The sequence below is a fragment of the Shimia haliotis genome (genome assembly GCF_900114415.1).
Lineage (GTDB): Bacteria > Pseudomonadota > Alphaproteobacteria > Rhodobacterales > Rhodobacteraceae > Shimia > Shimia haliotis.
Map to the genome: position 1 here is coordinate 41,146 of NZ_FOSZ01000004.1, position 17,635 is coordinate 58,780.

At 56.1% G+C, this 17,635-nt stretch carries 15 protein-coding genes; 10 read left to right on the plus strand and 5 right to left on the minus strand.

Annotated features, from left to right (window positions below; genetic code table 11):
* Window positions 1-3 precede the first annotated feature (3 nt).
* From BM069_RS10870 to BM069_RS10890, 5 genes are read left to right on the plus strand one after another with little or no spacing between them, the layout of a single operon-like run.
* Window positions 4-1,089, plus strand: coding sequence for a branched-chain amino acid ABC transporter permease (locus BM069_RS10870; protein ID WP_093323664.1), 1,086 nt, complete (start codon window positions 4-6; stop codon window positions 1,087-1,089).
* Window positions 1,086-1,856, plus strand: coding sequence for an ABC transporter ATP-binding protein (locus BM069_RS10875; protein ID WP_093323666.1), 771 nt, complete (start codon window positions 1,086-1,088; stop codon window positions 1,854-1,856). Before BM069_RS10870 ends, BM069_RS10875 begins: the two co-directional genes overlap by 4 nt.
* Entirely contained in the window at window positions 1,856-2,629 is a 774-nt protein-coding gene (locus BM069_RS10880) for an ABC transporter ATP-binding protein (RefSeq protein ID WP_093323668.1), read from the plus strand. The genes BM069_RS10875 and BM069_RS10880 overlap by 1 nt, the downstream gene beginning before the upstream one ends.
* 22 nt (window positions 2,630-2,651) lie before the next feature.
* Window positions 2,652-4,535, plus strand: a complete 1,884-nt coding sequence (locus BM069_RS10885) for an AMP-dependent synthetase/ligase (RefSeq protein WP_093323669.1) — start codon at window positions 2,652-2,654, stop codon at window positions 4,533-4,535.
* Between the two features lie 47 nt (window positions 4,536-4,582).
* On the plus strand, window positions 4,583-5,737 hold the full coding sequence (locus BM069_RS10890) for an ABC transporter substrate-binding protein (RefSeq protein WP_093323671.1): 1,155 nt from the start codon (window positions 4,583-4,585) through the stop codon (window positions 5,735-5,737).
* Between the two features lie 52 nt (window positions 5,738-5,789).
* On the opposite strand, the gene BM069_RS10895 is transcribed toward BM069_RS10890, so the two are convergent.
* The 5 genes from BM069_RS10895 to BM069_RS10915 all read right to left on the minus strand — a co-directional run bounded on the left by BM069_RS10895 (window position 5,790) and on the right by BM069_RS10915 (window position 10,656).
* Window positions 5,790-6,524 (minus strand): SDR family NAD(P)-dependent oxidoreductase, encoded by a 735-nt coding sequence (locus BM069_RS10895; RefSeq protein WP_093323673.1) that lies wholly within the window; start codon window positions 6,522-6,524, stop codon window positions 5,790-5,792.
* Window positions 6,521-7,249 carry an SDR family NAD(P)-dependent oxidoreductase gene (locus tag BM069_RS10900; protein WP_093323674.1) on the minus strand — a complete coding sequence of 243 codons (729 nt, stop codon included), beginning with the start codon at window positions 7,247-7,249 and terminating at the stop codon, window positions 6,521-6,523. The genes BM069_RS10895 and BM069_RS10900 overlap by 4 nt, the downstream gene beginning before the upstream one ends.
* A gap of 125 nt (window positions 7,250-7,374) precedes the next feature.
* A complete protein-coding gene (locus tag BM069_RS10905; RefSeq protein ID WP_093323676.1) occupies window positions 7,375-8,232 on the minus strand; it encodes a beta-keto acid cleavage family enzyme in 858 nt (285 codons plus the stop codon).
* Complete coding sequence (locus BM069_RS10910) at window positions 8,233-9,033, minus strand: TIGR03084 family metal-binding protein (protein ID WP_093323678.1); 801 nt, start codon at window positions 9,031-9,033, stop codon at window positions 8,233-8,235.
* Between the two features lie 3 nt (window positions 9,034-9,036).
* Window positions 9,037-10,656: an acyl-CoA carboxylase subunit beta gene (locus tag BM069_RS10915; RefSeq protein ID WP_093323679.1), complete on the minus strand. Its 1,620-nt coding sequence runs from the start codon at window positions 10,654-10,656 to the stop codon at window positions 9,037-9,039.
* A 174-nt stretch (window positions 10,657-10,830) separates the two neighbouring features.
* Between BM069_RS10915 and BM069_RS10920 the strand changes: the two genes are divergently transcribed.
* The 5 genes from BM069_RS10920 to BM069_RS10940 all read left to right on the plus strand — a co-directional run bounded on the left by BM069_RS10920 (window position 10,831) and on the right by BM069_RS10940 (window position 17,614).
* A complete protein-coding gene (locus tag BM069_RS10920) occupies window positions 10,831-11,601 on the plus strand; it encodes a PaaX family transcriptional regulator C-terminal domain-containing protein (protein WP_093323681.1) in 771 nt (256 codons plus the stop codon).
* 4 nt (window positions 11,602-11,605) lie between these two features.
* The gene (locus BM069_RS10925) at window positions 11,606-12,511 is read left to right on the plus strand and encodes a LysR family transcriptional regulator (RefSeq protein WP_093323683.1); all 906 of its coding nucleotides are present in this window, start codon (window positions 11,606-11,608) and stop codon (window positions 12,509-12,511) included.
* A 93-nt stretch (window positions 12,512-12,604) separates the two neighbouring features.
* On the plus strand, window positions 12,605-14,695 hold the full coding sequence (locus BM069_RS10930) for a hydantoinase/oxoprolinase family protein (RefSeq protein ID WP_093323685.1): 2,091 nt from the start codon (window positions 12,605-12,607) through the stop codon (window positions 14,693-14,695).
* Window positions 14,688-16,394, plus strand: a complete 1,707-nt coding sequence (locus BM069_RS10935; protein ID WP_093323686.1) for a hydantoinase B/oxoprolinase family protein — start codon at window positions 14,688-14,690, stop codon at window positions 16,392-16,394. The genes BM069_RS10930 and BM069_RS10935 overlap by 8 nt, the downstream gene beginning before the upstream one ends.
* Complete coding sequence (locus BM069_RS10940) at window positions 16,394-17,614, plus strand: NAD(P)/FAD-dependent oxidoreductase (RefSeq protein WP_093323688.1); 1,221 nt, start codon at window positions 16,394-16,396, stop codon at window positions 17,612-17,614. The genes BM069_RS10935 and BM069_RS10940 overlap by 1 nt, the downstream gene beginning before the upstream one ends.
* The last annotated feature ends 21 nt before the right edge of the window (window positions 17,615-17,635 follow it).

Here is a 17,635-nt window from a genome sequence, read left to right on the forward strand (position 1 = left end):
AATATGCGCATTCATTTTAAGACCTCTTATGAACACGACATCCGGCTGTTCCCTGACCGGTGGAGCTTCCTCGTCTATGCCTTGCTGATCGTCGTAGCAGTGCTTCTGCCTTGGCTGATCGACGACTTCTTTCTTGGCGAAGTCACAAACGTCCTGATCTGGGCGATTGCAGGCCTTGGCTTGATGATGCTGACCGGCCAAACCGGCCAAGCCTCCCTTGGTCACGCTGCTTTCCTCGCGCTTGGGTGTTACTCCTGCATCATCTTTATGGAACAGGGTTTGCCGTTCCTGATCGCCTTTCCTGCGGCGGGCATTCTGACGGGCATCATTGGCACAATCATTGCGATTCCCGCGATCCGCCTGCACGGCATCTATCTGGCGATTGCGACGATGGCACTGTCGATCCTCGCCGACGACATCATCGTCCTGATGGAGCCGATCACCAATGGCGTGTCCGGCAAGTTTGCTCCGGTGATCAACATCTTCGGCATCGAAATCGAACGTTGGGGCACACCTGACAGGTTTTATTGGCTGGTGTTGGTCGTTGCGATCATCTGCACGCTGATCTACCGCAATATCTTGCGATCCCCCTTGGGTCGCGCGTTTGCCGCGGTCCGTGACAGCGAAGTGTCCGCGACGGCGATGGGCATTCACATCTCCCGCACCAAAGCGATTTCCTTTGGTATCAGCTGCGCCATCACTGGTTTGGCGGGTGCTTTGATGGGGTTCTTCTCTGGCATCGTGACCAACGAGACCTTCTCTATTGTGATTTCCATCACCTTGTTGATGATGATCGTGATCGGCGGTCTGGGTTCTATTCACGGAGCTTTCTTCGGCGCGGTCGTAGTGGCCTTCCTGCCGCAGTTCCTTTCGCTGGCCAAGGAAACCGTGATCGGTGGCGGCGTCGCCATTCCTGGTCTGGAGACGGGCGTGTTCGGCATGATCTTGATCCTGTTCATCCTGTTTGAACCAATGGGCATCTACGGCCGCTGGATGAAAATCCGCATCTGGTTCGAACTGTTCCCGTTCGCGCGCAAAGACATGTTCAAGCGCCAGAAGAGCTACTTGAAGACGGAGCGCCTGAGATGAGCAACCTTCTGGAAATCAAAAACGCGACGCTTAAGTTTGGTGGCGTCACCGCTGTGAACGACCTCACGTTTTCGGTCGAGGAAGGCGAAGTTTACGCCATCGTCGGCCCAAACGGGGCGGGGAAATCCACGGTCTTCAACCTGATCTCGCGGTTCTATGATCCCTATGCCGGATCGATCAATTTCGACGGCAACAATCTTCTGGATCGCAATGCGGATGCGGTGGCCGACCTTGGCATCGCCCGCACATTTCAGAACATTGAACTGTTTGACCATGCAACCGTTCTTCAGAACCTACTGGTGGGGCGACATCGTCACCGGAGCACCAATCTGCTTCAGGAAGCGTTGTTCACCTCCAAAGTGCGGAGAGAAGAGAAAAGGCACCGCGAGGCGGTGGAGGAAGTCATCGATTTCCTCGATCTGCAGCCCTATCGCGACAAAATGATCGCGGGCCTGCCTTATGGCGTGCGCAAGGTCGTTGAACTGGGCCGCGCGCTGGCTTCGGGACCTCGGCTTTTGCTGCTTGATGAACCCGCCTCCGGTCTTTCGGTGGAAGAAACACAAGACATGCGGTGGTGGATTGACGACATCCGCAAACAGATGGGGATCACCGTTTTGATGGTGGAACATGACATGGGGCTGGTGAGCGGCGTATCCGACCGCGTGCTGGCTTTGGCTGATGGCGCAAAGCTGGCCGAAGGCACACCGGCGCAGGTGCAGTCTGATCCTGCGGTGATCGAAGCCTATCTTGGCGCGGGAGCAGCGTAATGACTGAGACCGTACTTGATATCAAAAACATCGAAAGCTTCTACGGCCCGATCATGGCGATCCGTGGCGTGTCGTTGAAAGTTGAAAAAGGTCAGGTCGTGACCGTGCTTGGCGCCAATGGCGCTGGTAAATCCACGCTTCTGAAAACCATCTCAGGCATCATGGATCCAGAAAAAGGTCAGGTGATCTTTGAGGGCCGTGAAATTCAGGGGATGGAACCGCACAAGGTTGTTGGCGAAGGCATCGTTCACGTGCCCGAAGGTCGTGAGGTTTTCCCGCTTCTGACGGTGGATGAAAACCTGTCATTGGGGGCCTACACCCGCTCCGACAAAGCCGAGATCGAGAAAGACCGCGAAATGGTCTTTGACTACTTCCCGATTTTGGCCGAGCGCCGCAATCAAGAGGCTGGCACGCTTTCGGGTGGTCAGCAGCAGATGCTTGCGATTGGTCGTGGGCTGATGCTGCGCCCCAAGATCATGCTGTTGGACGAACCATCGCTCGGTCTGTCGCCACTGCTGGTGCAGGAAATTTTCGCCATCCTAAAACGCCTGAACAAAGACGAAGGCGTGACCATGATGCTGGTGGAGCAGAACGCCAAGGTGGCGCTCGACCTCGCGGATGTGGGCTATGTGATGGAAGTCGGCCGGATCGTGATGGACGATACGGCGGATCGCCTGATGGAGAGCGAGGACATCAAGTCCTTCTATCTCGGACATCAGGAAGAAGGCGCCCGCGGCGAACGCCGTTGGAAGCGCAAGAAGACATGGCGTTGATCGGACGCAGGGAGGACATGCAATGAACGTGCACACAAATGCCGACCAGATCGAGATCAACGGCGTCGTCGTCACCGCAACACCGGGCCAACGCCCAGCGCTTGTGGACGGCTGCGACACAGTTGTCGGTCTGTTTCAGAAACGCTGTGAACAGCTTGGGGACCGGACCGCTCACCGCGAAAAAGACCTCGGCATCTGGCAGAGTTATTCGTGGAAAGACTATTGGAATCACGCCAAGTGGATCGGCCTTGGCCTTCGGGCATTGGGCATGGAGCGGGGCGAAGTTGTCTCGATCTTGTCAGAAGACCGCAAGGAATGGCTTTATGCCGACATGGGCATCCAATGCGTCGGCGGGATCGCGTCAGGTGTTTACACGACCGACTCAGCCAGCCAGCTGGAATACCTTTTGCGCGACAGCGGCAGCCGGTTCCTGTTTGTCGAAAACGACGAGCAGCTCGACAAGTTTCTCGAAATCGAGGATCAGGCCGAGCATGTGGTGAAAGTCATCATTCTGGATCAGGACGGCTTGCACGACCTGCGCCACGAAAAATGTGTGTTCATCGATGAGCTTTACGACACAGGCCGCGCCTTTGAGGCAGAAAACCACGGCTTTTTCGAAGAGGAAATCGCCAAGACACAACCGGGTGATACCGGTCTTTTGATCTATACCTCCGGCACGACCGGCATGCCCAAGGGCGCAATGCTAAGCCAGGAGAACGTAATCGCGGGCTGTGTGTCCGGTGCCCACGCCTTGCCCACACAGGATGACGATGAACAGCTCTGCTTCCTGCCGCTCTGTCACATTCTGGAACGCAACGTGTCCGCATATTTTCCGATTGCGGGCAAATCGACGGTGAACTTTGCCGAAAGCACAGAAACCGTCTTTGACAACCTGCAAGAGGTCTCGCCTGCGCATTTCACCGCCGTTCCGCGCGTCTGGGAGAAGGTATACTCCCGCGTGCTGGTTTTGGCACAAGAGGCGACCCCGCTAGGCCGACTTTGCTTCAAACTGGCCGTCAAGGCCGGTCTGAAGCGGGCGGATTACCTGCTGGAACGCAAGCCGGTACCGATGGGAACCAAGATCAACTATGCGGTCTGGGATTTCCTTGTTCTGCGCAACTTGCGCCGTATGTTGGGCATGGACAAAATGCGTCGCGGCGGCACTGGTGCGGCACCAATTTCGCCGGAGTTGATCCGCTGGTATTGGGCGATTGGCGTGCAACTTCTTGAAGGCTACGGCATGACAGAAAATTCCGGTATTGCCTCAATCAACCTACCCGATGACAACAAAATCGGAACGGTTGGCAAGGCGGTTCCCGGTTTTGACGTGCGCATTGCCGAAGATGGTGAAATTCAGACCTTCGGCCTGAACAACTTTCAAGGCTACTGGCGCAACAACGAAAAGACAGCAGAGACCTTCACCGACGACGGCTGGCTGCGCACGGGTGACGTGGGCAAGGTCGACGAGGACGGTTTCCTGTCGATCACCGGCCGCCTGAAAGACATTATCATTACTGCAGGTGGTAAGAACATCACACCGGCCGAAATCGAAAGCCGTTTGAAGTTCAGCCACTATATTTCGGACGCGGTGGTGATTGGCGACGCGCGCAAATACCTGACTTGCCTGATCATGATCGACCAGGAAAACGTTGAGAAGTTTGCGCAGGATCTCAAAGTACCCTTCTCTGATTTCGCCTCACTTTGTGCGGCTCAAGAAGTGGTCGATCTCATCAAAAAGGAGGTTGATGAGGTCAACAAGGACTTCGCCCGCGTGGAACAGATCAAGGATTTCCGCCTGATAAACGTTCTGCTGACGGCTGAGGACGAAGAGCTCACCGCGACGATGAAACTGAAACGCGGTTTTGTTGAGAAGAAACACGCGGGACTTATCGAGGAAATGTACTAAGCTGAATTTATTGTGGCTCAAGACCACTTAACCAACGGGAGGAAAACATGAAAAAACTGACGACCGCAGTCGCGGCAGGCGCAATGGCGCTTTCGTCTCAGGCCCTAGCGGACACGCAAGGCGTCACGGACACCGAAGTGGTGTTTGGCTCGGTAAACGATCTGTCCGGCATCTTTGCCGCGGTGGGCGTTCCGGCCGTGAATGGCGCCAACATGCGCTTTGACGAAGCCAACGCCGCCGGTGGCGTGCATGGCCGCATGATCAAGTTTGTTGTGGAGGACAACGGCTACCAGATCCCGCGCGCGATGCAGGGCTATAACAAGCTCCTGAACCGTGACAAAGTCTTTGGTATGCTCTTGTCTTTGGGCACGCCGATGAACATCGCGGGCTTCAAGCTTCTGGACCCCAAAGGCATTCCGAACATCGGCCCGCTCTCCGCGGCGCGTCAGATGCTGCAGGATCCGATCGACAACAAATACATCGGTTTCTCCAGCTATTGGGATCAGGTGCAGGTTGGTGTGAAATACCTCGCAGGCGAATTTGACGCCAAAGAGATCTGCACCATGTACATCCCGTCTGACTTCGGCAAAGAAATCGCAGAGTCGACCAAAGACGTCACCGCATCCCTTGGCCTTGCTCTGGGCGGCGAAACCACGCACAAGCCGGACGAATTGGACTTTGTTGGTTCTCTGACCAAGCTCAAGTCCGCTGGTTGTGACGTGATCACCATGGCACTGGGTGTGCGTCAGGGCATCACTGTTGTCGGCACCGCCAAGAAACTGGGCTGGACCGACGTCAAATTCCTGAACACCTCTGCTGGCTTCCTTGAGCCGGTAGCGATGGTACCAGGCGGTGTGACCGATGGCCTATACGCCTCCGCTGGCTGGGTAGATCTCTACTCTCGCGCGGGCGACGCAGTTCCGGGCAAGTTCATCGCAGACTACAAAGCCAAGTTTGACCAGCCGGCCTCCGGTTTTGCGATGCTGGGCTACTCTGCGGCAGACACCGTTGTGCGTGCGCTTGAAGCGGCTGGCAAAGACCTGACGCACGAAAGCTTCCAGACGGCGATGGAATCTCTGGATTTCTATGACGAACTGTCTGATGCGCAAATCAAATACGGCCCGGGCGACCATCAGGGTGTCGACGAAGTGACCATTTCCGTCGTGGAGAACGGCGGCTGGAAACTCGTTTCGCGCCAGTAAGCTTAGGCTGAGAAACAGCGAGAGGGCGGGCCAATTGGTCCGCCCTTTTTCGTTATGGCAAGCTCAGCTTAGACGTCCGACCGCCATCCACGGTCCAGACCTGTCCGGTCACAAAAGCCGCCTCGTCAGACAAAAGCCAGCGCGCCAAAGTGGCGACCTCTTCCGGTTTGCCGGTGCGGCCGACCGGATGAATGCCGCCAATCTGTGCGCGAAATGCCTCGGGGTCACCAAGGCTCGCAATGAAGGCAGTGTTCAACTCGGTATCAATCCAACCCGGTGCAATTGCGTTGCACCGCACTCCGTCCGGCCCGTGATCCACCGCGACGCCCCGCGTCATCGCATGTATCCCTGCCTTAGAGGCACAATACGCCGAATGTCGAGGGTTGGACCCCAGCCCTTCGATGGAGCCGATATTCACAATTCCACCCTTAGCAGCAATCAGATGCGGCAAGGCGTGTTTGATCAACATAAAGGGCGCGGTGAGATTGAGTTGAAGCGTGTCAGAGAAATCCTTCTCCGACATCTCGATCGCCGTGCCCTCGCGCATCAGACCAGCGTTATTCACCAGCATATCGAGCTGACCTGCCTTGGAAATCACCTGCTCAACCACCCGCTTGGGCGTGTCAGGTCGTAGGAAATCCGCCACGATGCTTTCATGCACGGAATCCTCGCCGCGTTGTGCGGTGATCACCCGAACGCCTTTCTCGGCCAAAGCATCGGCAATTGCCGCGCCGATGCCACTGCGCCCCCCTGTGACCAGCGCGACTTTGCTTGTCCAATCCGTCATTGCACCGACTTCCCGCCGTTTACCTCAAGCAAGGCGCCACACATGTAGCGGGCCTGATCGCTCGCCAGAAACGCCACCACATCGGCTATGTCCTGAGGTTCCGCAATCCTCCCCAGTGGTACCGACGCATTAAGTTCATCAATTGCTTTGTCCGGGTCGAGGCCACGTGTGGCAAATCCCGTGCGGATCATCGGAGTATTTACCTCGTTGGGGCACACCGCGTTCACCCGAATGCCTTGATCCGCGTGATCCATTCCAAGGCACTGCGTCAGAGAGGCCACCGCCGCTTTGGAACTGACATACACCGGATGGTTCGGTCCCGGATGCACACCCCAACACGACGAAACGTTTACGATCGCCCCGCCACCGGCTTCTGCCATGATCGGAACCGCCGCGCGGCACAGGCGGAACGGCGCTTCGACGTTGATTGCCATGGATCGCGCGAAGTCTTCATCGGTTGCTTCTGTTATTTTGCCACGTGTGATGATGCCCGCATTGTTGACCACAATATCGAGGCGCCCCATTTCCGCAACGGCCTGTGCCGGCAGGGCATCACAAAACGCCCCATCCATGAGATCACCCGTCACATTATGGTCGGCCTCGCCTGCCTTTAGGTCCGCGCCCATCACCATCACGCCTTGCGCCTGAAAGGTGGCGACGATTGCACGGCCGATGCCACCGGCGGCGCCAGTCACAAGCGCCGCCTTGCCACGTAAATCAGTCATCCTGTGTCCTCCCGTCAGGGAGAAGTTTAGTCACGTGTCAGAACACAACTGTGCCAAAGTCGACATCGTGTCGGGGGGAAAGCGACGGCTGCTATGAGATTGTGGCACGCAGCCTTCCTTGAAAATCAGCCGATGCCCAACAATTGCCGCGCTTCGTCCGGGTTGGCGATATCTCGTCCCGCGTTGCGGGCGCAGGCCGCAAGCGCCTCGATCAATTCGCCGTTCGAGCGGGTTTTTGAGCCATCTGGCAGATAGAACGTGTCTTCGACACCTGTCCGCAGCATCCCGCCCAGATCTGCGGCTTTTTGGTGTGTGGGCCAAATGTTCTCTCGACCGATCAAAGTGGCTTGCCATGCACTGCCATCAAGAATGTATGGCATCAGGAATTCCAACAACTCAGGGCTCACCGGCATTCCGGAGGCGACGCCCATCACGAGGTTGTATTGTGCCCGACTGGTCATGCCATTTTTTACGTACATTCCGACGGAGCGCACGATACCTGTGTCAAAACACTCAAACTCAGGAATGGTGCCGGCTTCCGCCATGACATCAAGGTGGTCCTGAATTTTTGCAGGCGTGTTTTCGAAGATCATGGGGGGCCAGGCCCAATCACCGTTGGAACGGAGTTTGAGGTAATTGAGTGAACCCGCGTTGCATGCTGCAATCTCAGGCTTTAGCGCGCGCACACACTCCAATGCGCCGGAATAATCTGGTCCCACAACGCCGGTTGTGGTGTTGATCAATATCCCGGGACAGGCTGCCCGAATGGCATCAACAATTTCCTTGGCCACAACCGGATCCCAACTTGGCAGGTGTCCTTTGCCAGCCTCTTGTTGTCGGAAATGGATATGAATGATCGCCGCTCCGGCATCCATCGCCTCTCGGGCAGAGGATGCACATTGTTCAGGAGTTACCGGCACGGGATGTTGTGTGGGATCGGTCAACACGCCGTTGAGCGCACAGGTCAATATGGCTTTGGTCATTTAGGTCTCTTGTCTGTGGCGGGTGCCCGCTGCGGGCGGAGTTTCAGGTGGACCAGCGAAACACTGAGCGTGGGTCATCCACGTCTGCGCGGTGTCGCCGGTTGCTATGAGGTCTGTGTCGGCAAAAGCACGGGTTTGCGTCACGACCGCGGCGAAATCGACGGCAGAGCCGGTTATTGAGTTGTCACCGACCTCGCCAAAAGTCCAAACCTCGCCAGATGGCGCTGTCAGGGTCAACCGCGGCATCGCTTCGGGAACGGGCAAAGATTGCACCTGATGTGACCAACCAAAGGTATTCACGCCGAGGACAACAATGTTTTTGATCCGATCTTGCTCCTCGCGGGCTTTGCCAAGAGTGTCAAAAATTTCAAACCCGTGCGCCCATGTTTCCATCTGGCGTGCGGTGATGGACGACCGAGCCGACATTGTAGGGCCAACCCAAGTGAGGCGCTGCTTTGGATCCATGTCACGCCAGCGGACTGCCATATTTCGGGCATTGGTAATCCATGCTTCGCGCAATGCCGTGCCGCGCTCGGTGACTGTGGCGTTTTCACCAGAGCGCATAGAGCCGGTTTCCTTCAGCGCGGCCATGACTGAGGCCACGCGTTTTTGCATCCCAGCTTCATCGGAGACAGAAAGGTCAGCCGCGATATTCCAGAAATGCAGATGCACAAGGACGTCTTCAATGGTCCAGCCTTTGAACTGCGTGGCCTGAAGTAGCGCGGTGTCATCAAGCCCGGCCAGCGCCGCATAAAGGGTTTCAGACTCAGTCAGGAAATCATCGGCTTGAGTAAGTGTCATGGGCTACATCCTTGCTACGCCAAAGGCATTTTCATTCACCAATCGACGGCGCGCTTCGGCACATGTGTCGAGACAAAACGCAATGATTTTGCGTGTATCTCGTGGATCAATGACGCCGTGATCCAGCACTTTTCCTGAAGTCACGAAGGGCGAAGATTGTGCATCAAAGAGGTTCTGAATGGCGGCTTCCTGTTGCGCCACTCGGTCTTCGTCAATTTCAACGCCTTTGCGCGCGGCTCCTGCACGCGCCACAAGGCTCATGGTCTTGGCCGCCTGTGCGCCCCCCATGACGCCAGAGCGGGAGTTGGGCCAAGCAAAAAGGAAATCGGGCTCATAGGCTACACCGCACATGCCATAGTTGCCGGCGCCAAAGGACGCGCCGCAGTAGAACGTCAGCTTTGGTACCCGTGTGTTGGCGACAGCCTGGATCATTTTGGAACCGTGTTTGATCATGCCGGCCTGCTCATAGGCCGTGCCTACCATGTAACCCGTTGTATTATTGAGGAAAACAAGAGGCGTGCCGGCCTGATCGCAGGCTTGGATGAAATGAGTGGCCTTATTTGCACCCGCCGGATCAATCGGGCCGTTGTTGGCGAGTATGCCAATGGTGTGGCCGTGAACCTGTGCCTGCAGACAGAGAGTGGCCGCGCCAAATCCAGGTTTGAATTCATCAAATTCGGACCCATCCACAAGCCGCGCGACCAATTCACGGGCGTCATATGGCGTAGACCAATCAGCGGGCACAATCCCCGCGACATCCTCTATTGGATACTCCGGCTCGGAAAACTCCCGTACTGGCAACGCCGCCAGATCACGGTTCCAATCCAGTCGCGCCATCACGCGGCGCGCGAGCGCAATGGCATGGATGTCATCATCCGCAAGGTATTCCACCAGCCCCGACTTGGTGGCATGCATCTCCGCACCTCCCAAATCCGAGTCCTTGGCCACTTCACCAGTCGCCGAATTTACCAGCGCAGCCCCCGCAAGCGCAGCCATGCCGTTTTTCTTCACCCCGATGACATAGTCTGACAGTCCCGGCATATAGGCACCACCGGCGGTCGAAGGGCCATGAAGCACAGCGATTGTCGGCAATCCGGCCGCTGAAAGTTTGGCAAGGTTGCGGAAAACCCCGCCACCAAGTGCCCAATCCTCAACCTGATAATTCATCAGATTGGCGCCTGCGCTTTCCACCAAATGCAAAAACGGCAACTTCTGACGAAGCGCAATTTCTTGTGCGGACAACATTGCTTGCAACGATTTCGGGCTGAGCGCGCCGGCGTTGATTCCGCTATCATCAATCACGATCATGCAGCGTACGCCGGAAACCACGCCGATACCCATGATAAACGTGGAGCCAGGCAAGGACTCCTCCGGCCCTTTCTTGTCGGCCAGGAAACCTGCAAGGCTGTGCAGACGTAAGAACGGCGCACCCGGATCGAGTAGCCGCGCCAGTCGATCCCGCGGTGTGATCTGGCCACGTGCCTCAAACCGCGCGCGCCGCTCCTCCGATTTTTGCGCTGTGCGATTTTCCAAGGCACGCAATTCACCGATTGCAGCCAACATTGCTGCGCGATTGTCGGCAAACGCAGGATCTGCCGCTGTGACCTTCGGTCCGTTCCACATGGATGGGCCCTCCTCCTGACACCGTCCCAGTATTTGGCGTTAGTTTGGGGTGGACCTTTGGGGGCCGCAAGCCCGCGGAGTTGTGACGTCGCGTGTCATTCAGTGACTGTCATCCTTGAGCCCAGCGTGCCGCTCGCCTAGTGTGAGAGGGCAAAGCCCAATGGAGACAGGCACTTGGAAGCCTCTGACCTAAAAGAAAATATTACCAAAATCGCCGGACTGGGACCGATCAAAGTCTGGTCAGTGGTCGTGACTGTCATGGGCGATCTATTGCGCGATAAAAGCGACAGCCTGAGCGCTCAACAACTTGATGCATTGGTGGCACCCATGGGTATCAACAATCAAGCACTTCGGGTCGCAGTACATAGGTTGCGCAATGATGGATGGGTCGAGACAACCAAGGACGGACGCCGCTCACGCCACCAACTGACACGAAAGGGGCGTGCGCAAACCGAAAGCGTTTGGCCCCATATCTACGGATCAGAAACAGATCAAAGTCCGCCGGTTTGGATGGTTGTCGCCTCCCCGCAAACCGCCGCACCGGAATTTTCCGGCCGCCTCCCAAAAGACAGCGCACTTTTGACGCCCCGCTCGGCGTTGGTTACCGGACTAAGCGACATCCCCGAAGAATGGTTGGCAGTGCCGGCTCCGATCCATATGCCTGAATGGGCCCAAATGGCCGTGGCCCCCGAAGGCCTTTGCACCGAATACAAGGCTCTGGCACACGCAGTGGCCCCGCTCTTACAACAGCCTACTCCAACGGAAACAAAGGCCTCCACCTCTCTGAGGTTGGTAATTTTGCACCAATGGCGACGCCTGCGCCTGCGCCATGGTGCGCTGCCTGACTTGGTCTTAGGCGACAACTGGGACGGAGCTCAGTGCCGGAGTGTTGTGTTGGAAGCGTTGAAACGGTTCCCGCGCCCTGTCCCGAGCTCTTTGGAGTAACGCAGTGGCACGGATCAACCTGAAACAACTTGAAACCTTTGTTAGGGTTGCCGAACTTGGCGGGTTTCGACGCGCGGCGGAGCGCCTCAACACCACTCAATCCAACATTTCTGCTCGCATTGCTGCGCTGGAAACCCAGTTGAACCGCAAGCTTATGGATCGGGACGCGGGGTTGGTGCGGCTGACACCATTTGGTGAGAACATGTTGTCCAAAGCCCGTCAGGTTTTGGCTGCAATGGATGAATTTGTCGCCGGCGCAGACAATGATTTACTTTTTGACGGAGTGCTTCGGTTGGGCGTGACGGAGATGATCGCGCACAGTTGGTTGGTGCCCTACCTATCGGCACTCAAAAAGCAGTTCCCGAACATCGATGTCGATTTAATGGTAGATTTGTCCGCAAACCTCAGCGACGCCTTGTTTGATCGGTCGATTGATCTGGCATTACAAAGCGGCCCTTTTGGCAGAACTACCTCACAGGAACGCCCCCTCGGCAGCTTTCCTTATATTTGGGTGGGCGCTCCGATGTTGGGATTTGGGGATAAAGAACTGACATGGGGCGACTTGGCGGAGCGACCGATTCTGACTCATGCGCGGGGCACGCTTCCGTTCACCCAAATCAGCGCCCATACAGCGAAAAATCCGAATCAAACGACACGATTGGTTCCATCTACCAACATGTCAGCCTGCATTCAGATGACAGTCGAAGGGCTTGGAGTTGCGTGTTTGCCCGAAAGCATGGTCCGGCAGGAACTGTCGAACGGAAAGCTTGTGGCATTGAACTATCCTTGGTGTCCCGATGCGCTTCAGTTCTTTGCCCGCTTCGAAGACACGTCACCTCACTTCGTGCGGCAAGCAGCGGATTTGGCCGCAAAGGTGAGTTGGGCCAACTTGGACGCCGGCAGCGTGTGATCTATTTTTTCGATCACTTTGATCTGAAAGAATAATTGGAAGAGATTGCCTCACTTGCCGTAGATTAATACGGCAAAGCGAGGGAGCGCAGGCATGGTTCAAAGCGGGACACGATTGGGCGTCGACATCGGAGGGACGTTTACAGACGTAGTGTTGGAGCATGGGGGCGAATGGTATTCGACCAAAATTCTGACCACATATGGTGCGCCGGAAGACGCCATCATCCAAGGTATGCATCAAGTTTGCGACAAAGCTTCAGTTGCGCCCGATGTGATTGGCCAGATCATCCACGGCACGACCTTGGCCACCAATGCACTGATCGAACGACGCGGAGCCAAAACAGCATTGATCACCACTGAGGGATTTCGGGACGTTATCGAAATGCGCACCGAAAGCCGGTTTGAGCAATATGACTTGAACCTGACGCTGCCTGCCCCCCTGCTGCCAAGAAACCGTCGGTATGTGGTGCGCGAGCGGACGGATGCATTGGGCAATGTCCTCCTTCCTTTGGACCGTGACGAGGTAGAAGCTCTGGCGGTTGAGCTGAAAGAGGCAGAATACGAAAGCATCGCCGTCGGCTTCTTGCACTCCTATGTTAACCACACGCATGAGCGCCTTGTGGCCGAGGTTTTGGAAGAGCTACTGCCCGAGGTTCATGTGTCTCTAAGCTGTGAAGTGTCGCCTCAAATGCGCGAATACGAACGGTTCAACACAACAATTGCCAATGCCTATATCAAGCCGTTGATGGCATCCTACTTGGGGCGCCTAAAGAACCGTCTTGCGGACCAAGGTTCGGATTGTCCGGTGTTTCTGATGCATTCAGGCGGTGGAATCATGTCGCTGGAAAGCGCTGCGGAATTTCCCGTGCGCCTTGTGGAAAGCGGTCCGGCGGGGGGCGCGATTTTTGCCGCAGACATTGCAAAGCGGCACGGAATTCAGAGAGCGCTGAGCTTTGACATGGGGGGCACCACCGCCAAAATTTGCCTGATCAAAAACCAAACCCCGAAGACAGCAAGAGTGTTCGAGGTTGCGCGAACCTATCGGTTCAAAAAAGGGTCCGGTATGCTGATCTCTATCCCAGTGATCGACATGGTTGAAATCGGGGCGGGCGGAGGATCGCTGGCACATGTTGACGGGATGAACCAAATTCGTGTCGGGCCGGAAAGTGCGGGCTCCGAACCCGGGCCAGCTTGCTACGGGCGTGGCGGAGACAAGCCCGCAGTGACTGACGCCGATTTGGTGATGGGTAAGCTGGATCCCGATAACTTTGCTGGCGGCTCCATCCAACTTCACAGAGACCAAGCTGCGAAAGCGCTGCAATCTGAGGTCGGCGCGCGGCTGGAAATGGACGCCACAGAAGCCGCGTGGGGCGTGGCTGAAGTGGTGGACGAGAACATGGCCAATGCCGCTCGGGTACATGCAGTTGAGAACGGAGAGGATCTTTCCGAATATACAATGATTGCCTTTGGCGGCGCGGCACCGCTTCATGCGGCACGGCTGTGTGAGAAATTAAACGTTTCCAGATTGTTGGTCCCAAAAGGAGCAGGCGTCGGATCCGCCATCGGGTTCCTGAAATCCCCCTTCAGTTTTGAGGCAAATCGGTCTGTATTCATGCGCCTCAAGGCGTTTGACAAATTGGCCGTCAAGACGCTGTTTTCAGAAATGGCGACCGAAGCGATCGGCTTTGTCAGAGGGTGTGACGCAGACGCAGAGATTGCAACGGAACATCGGGTCTATATGCGTTATGCGGGTCAGGGTTGGGAAATTCCGGTACCACTGACTCCCAAGCAAGTTGTCGAACCGGGTGCAGAGACATTCCTGCGCCTGTTTGAAACGGAATATACCCTGCTGTTTGGGCGTGTGGTCGAAGGCATGGAAGTGGAAATAACCGTCTGGTCTGTGAACGCCTTTACCAAAAATGCTATCTCTGAGCAGATCACCACATCGCCGACGTTGTCTGCCCCGAAAGCAAGCGGGGTTCGTGATCTGTTTGATCCTGCCGAAGGTGGATTTGTGAGTGCGGACGTGGTTTTGCGCGACGACTTCGAAGTGGGGGCATCCAAGGCGGGACCGATGGTGGTCACGGAGTCCGAAACCACAATCGTCGTTCCCAAAAGTCGATCAGCCAGAGTGCATTCCGATGGCACAATCGAGGTGTTTGCAAAGGAGCAGCGCGATGACTGAACTGTCCAAGGTTGTTTTTCAAGTGATGTGGAACCGTTTGATTTCCGTGGTCGAGGAACAGGCGCAAGCTCTTGTTCGCACCGCGTTTTCCACATCCGTTAGAGAAGCAGGTGATCTGTCGGCTGGTGTCTATAACGAGGCTGGCGAAATGCTGGCTCAGGCCGTCACCGGCACACCGGGCCACGTAAATGCGATGGCTGATGCAGTGGGTCATTTCATCCGAAGAATCGGACGTGACACTATGGCCGAAGGCGACGTCTACATCACCAATGATCCTTGGGAAGGCACTGGACACAAACATGACATCACCGTGGTCACACCGTCCTTTCACCACGGCCAATTGATCGGCTTTTTTGCCTGTACAGCACATGTCACAGACATCGGCGGTCGTGGGTTCGGTGCCGATGCAAATGATGTTCACGAAGAAGGCCTATATATTCCCATCATGCGGTTCGCCGATCGGGGAATCGTGGACCAAACGCTCGTATCTATCATTCGCGGCAACGTCCGAGAGCCGGATCAGCTTGTCGGAGATATTCACGCGCTGGCGACTTGCAACGAGATCGGGCACCGGCGGTTGATTGAAATGATTGAAGAGTTTGATCTGCCGGATCTGACTCAGATTTCCGACTTTATCCTGACCCATTCACAGACCGCGACACTCGAGGCGATCAACGCCCTGCCAAGTGGTGTCGCGACCGGCCACATGAGGATCGACGGCTATGACCGCCCAATTGATTTGCATGTGACGGTCAGCATTGAAAAAGATCGCATCATAACCGATTGGGAGGGCACGAGCGGGCTCGACAAAAAAGGCATCAACGTACCGCTGGTCTATACCAAAGCCTATGCCTGCTACGCTTTGAAATGCGCAATTGCGCCCGAGATCCCCAACAACGCCGCATCTCTTGCACCTTTCGAAATCACCGCGCCCGATGGCAGTATCGTAAATGCATTGCACCCTGCCCCAGTCGCCTTACGGCACGTGATAGGGCACATGGTGCCAGACACAGTCTATGATGCTTTGGACAAGATGTTGCCAAACCTGGTGCCCGCCGAAGGCGCAGGGTGCCTGTGCAATTTTCAATTGTCTCTGAGGCCTCGTACTGATGCTCCGGCACCGGAAGATGCAGTGCGAGCTGAAGTGTTGACGTTTAACTCTGGCGGCTCAGGGGCGCGACCTACATTGGATGGCATGAATGCCACCGCCTTTCCTTCGGGTGTGATGACGATGCCCGTAGAGGCAACAGAGCACGTCGGGCCAGTGGTGATCTGGCGCAAAGAACTGAGACCCGACAGTGGTGGTGCAGGGAAACAGCGCGGCGGGCTAGGGCAATATATGGAGGTCGGCGCTCGCGAGGGACATGAATTCGACATTCAGGCGATGTTTGACCGGCTGGACCATCCCGCGAGGGGACGGAGAGGCGGCAAGCATGGTGGCTCCACAAAAATCGCCCGCGACGACGGCACCGCTATGAAGGGCAAAGGCAAACAATTTGTGCCACACGGAGCCAATGTGAAGATGGCATTTCCCGGCGGTGCGGGCTATGGCGATCCACAAATGAGAGCGGTCACTGCCGTTCGGAGAGACCTTGCTCTGGGATATATTTCAGCGGGGGTTGCGGCCACGGAATACGGAATGGCCCAAAGGGACATAGAAGATGTGCTGGCACGCGCCAGACGCGGGGAGGAGTTTTGATGGCAACAAGGTTTGCGAGCACGCCAGAGAAGGCGTCTTATGACGTTGTGATTATAGGTGGCGCCATAATGGGGGCGTCTACTGCGTGGTTTCTTAGCAATAACAAAGACTTCAACGGATCGGTTTTGGTCGTCGAACGTGACCCAAGCTATGAAACCTCATCGACTGCTCACACCAACTCCTGCATGCGTCAGCAGTTTTCGTCGGAGCTAAACGTACGAATTTCGCAATTCGCCGCAGACTTTGTAAAGAACTTGCGCTCCTACATGGGCGGTGATGAACGCGTGCCCGAGATGGATATTCAGAACTATGGGTATCTCTATCTTGCCGATAATCAAGGCTTTGCCGATGTGCTGCGCACCAATCAGAAAGTGCAACTGGCAACCGGAGCGGAAACCCGACTTTTGACCGCGGAAGAGATCGCAGAGGAATATCCGTTTTATAACGTCGAAGACGTGGTCTTGGGGTCGATCAACACCAAAGACGAAGGGTACTGGGACGGAGGCGGCGTCTTTGATTGGTTCCGCCGGTCCTCACGGGAAAACGGTGTGGAATATGTCGCCAACGAAGTTATCGCCATGACCAAGTGCGCAGCCGGCACTCGCGTAGAAAGCGTGACACTCAAATCTGGCGAGGTCATTGCCTGCGGACAGGTCGTCAACGCCTCTGGCCCCCGTGCGGCACGCACCGCACAAATGGCGGGTATCGATGTTCCTGTAGAACCACGCAAGCGTTTCACGTGGATTTTCACAGCCGAAAATCCCTTGGACTGCGACTTGCCTCTGACCATTGACCCTACGGGCGTGCATTTTCGTCAGGATGGTCCGCAATCTTATCTGGCCGGATGTGCGGCTGATCCGGATCCAGCGGTGGATTTTGACGACTTCCACATGGACCACAATCGATGGCAGGATCATGTCTGGCCAATCATCGCAACCCGCATACCGCAATTTGAAGCCATTAAAGTGGTGACAGAATGGGCGGGTCACTATGCCTACAACACACTGGATCAAAATGCGATTTTGGGCCCACATCCGGAAGTAGAGAACTTCGTGTTTCTGAACGGGTTCTCCGGACACGGATTGCAACAATCGCCCGCGATGGGGCGTGGCACAGCGGAGTGGCTGATCTACGGAAGCTATCGAACCTTGGATCTGTCGCCATTTGGCTACGAGCGGATCGCGCAAGGGCGCCCGTTTGTCGAGAAAGCTGTGATTTAGACCGGAATCGTGGGAACCGAA

Excerpts from the sequence above, each read along its gene's own strand:
- BM069_RS10900 (WP_093323674.1), bottom strand. The coding sequence starts at position 7,249 with ATGACTGATTTACGTGGCAAGGCGGCGCTTGTGACTGGCGCCGCCGGT.
- BM069_RS10915 (WP_093323679.1), bottom strand. The coding sequence starts at position 10,656 with ATGTGGAACGGACCGAAGGTCACAGCGGCAGATCCTGCGTTTGCCGAC.
- BM069_RS10870 (WP_093323664.1), top strand. The coding sequence starts at position 4 with ATGCGCATTCATTTTAAGACCTCTTATGAACACGACATCCGGCTGTTC.
- BM069_RS10910 (WP_093323678.1), bottom strand. The coding sequence starts at position 9,033 with ATGACACTTACTCAAGCCGATGATTTCCTGACTGAGTCTGAAACCCTT.
- BM069_RS10885 (WP_093323669.1), top strand. The coding sequence starts at position 2,652 with ATGAACGTGCACACAAATGCCGACCAGATCGAGATCAACGGCGTCGTC.
- BM069_RS10875 (WP_093323666.1), top strand. The coding sequence starts at position 1,086 with ATGAGCAACCTTCTGGAAATCAAAAACGCGACGCTTAAGTTTGGTGGC.
- BM069_RS10905 (WP_093323676.1), bottom strand. The coding sequence starts at position 8,232 with ATGACCAAAGCCATATTGACCTGTGCGCTCAACGGCGTGTTGACCGAT.
- BM069_RS10930 (WP_093323685.1), top strand. The coding sequence starts at position 12,605 with ATGGTTCAAAGCGGGACACGATTGGGCGTCGACATCGGAGGGACGTTT.
- BM069_RS10890 (WP_093323671.1), top strand. The coding sequence starts at position 4,583 with ATGAAAAAACTGACGACCGCAGTCGCGGCAGGCGCAATGGCGCTTTCG.
- BM069_RS10940 (WP_093323688.1), top strand. The coding sequence starts at position 16,394 with ATGGCAACAAGGTTTGCGAGCACGCCAGAGAAGGCGTCTTATGACGTT.
- BM069_RS10895 (WP_093323673.1), bottom strand. The coding sequence starts at position 6,524 with ATGACGGATTGGACAAGCAAAGTCGCGCTGGTCACAGGGGGGCGCAGT.
- BM069_RS10880 (WP_093323668.1), top strand. The coding sequence starts at position 1,856 with ATGACTGAGACCGTACTTGATATCAAAAACATCGAAAGCTTCTACGGC.
- BM069_RS10935 (WP_093323686.1), top strand. The coding sequence starts at position 14,688 with ATGACTGAACTGTCCAAGGTTGTTTTTCAAGTGATGTGGAACCGTTTG.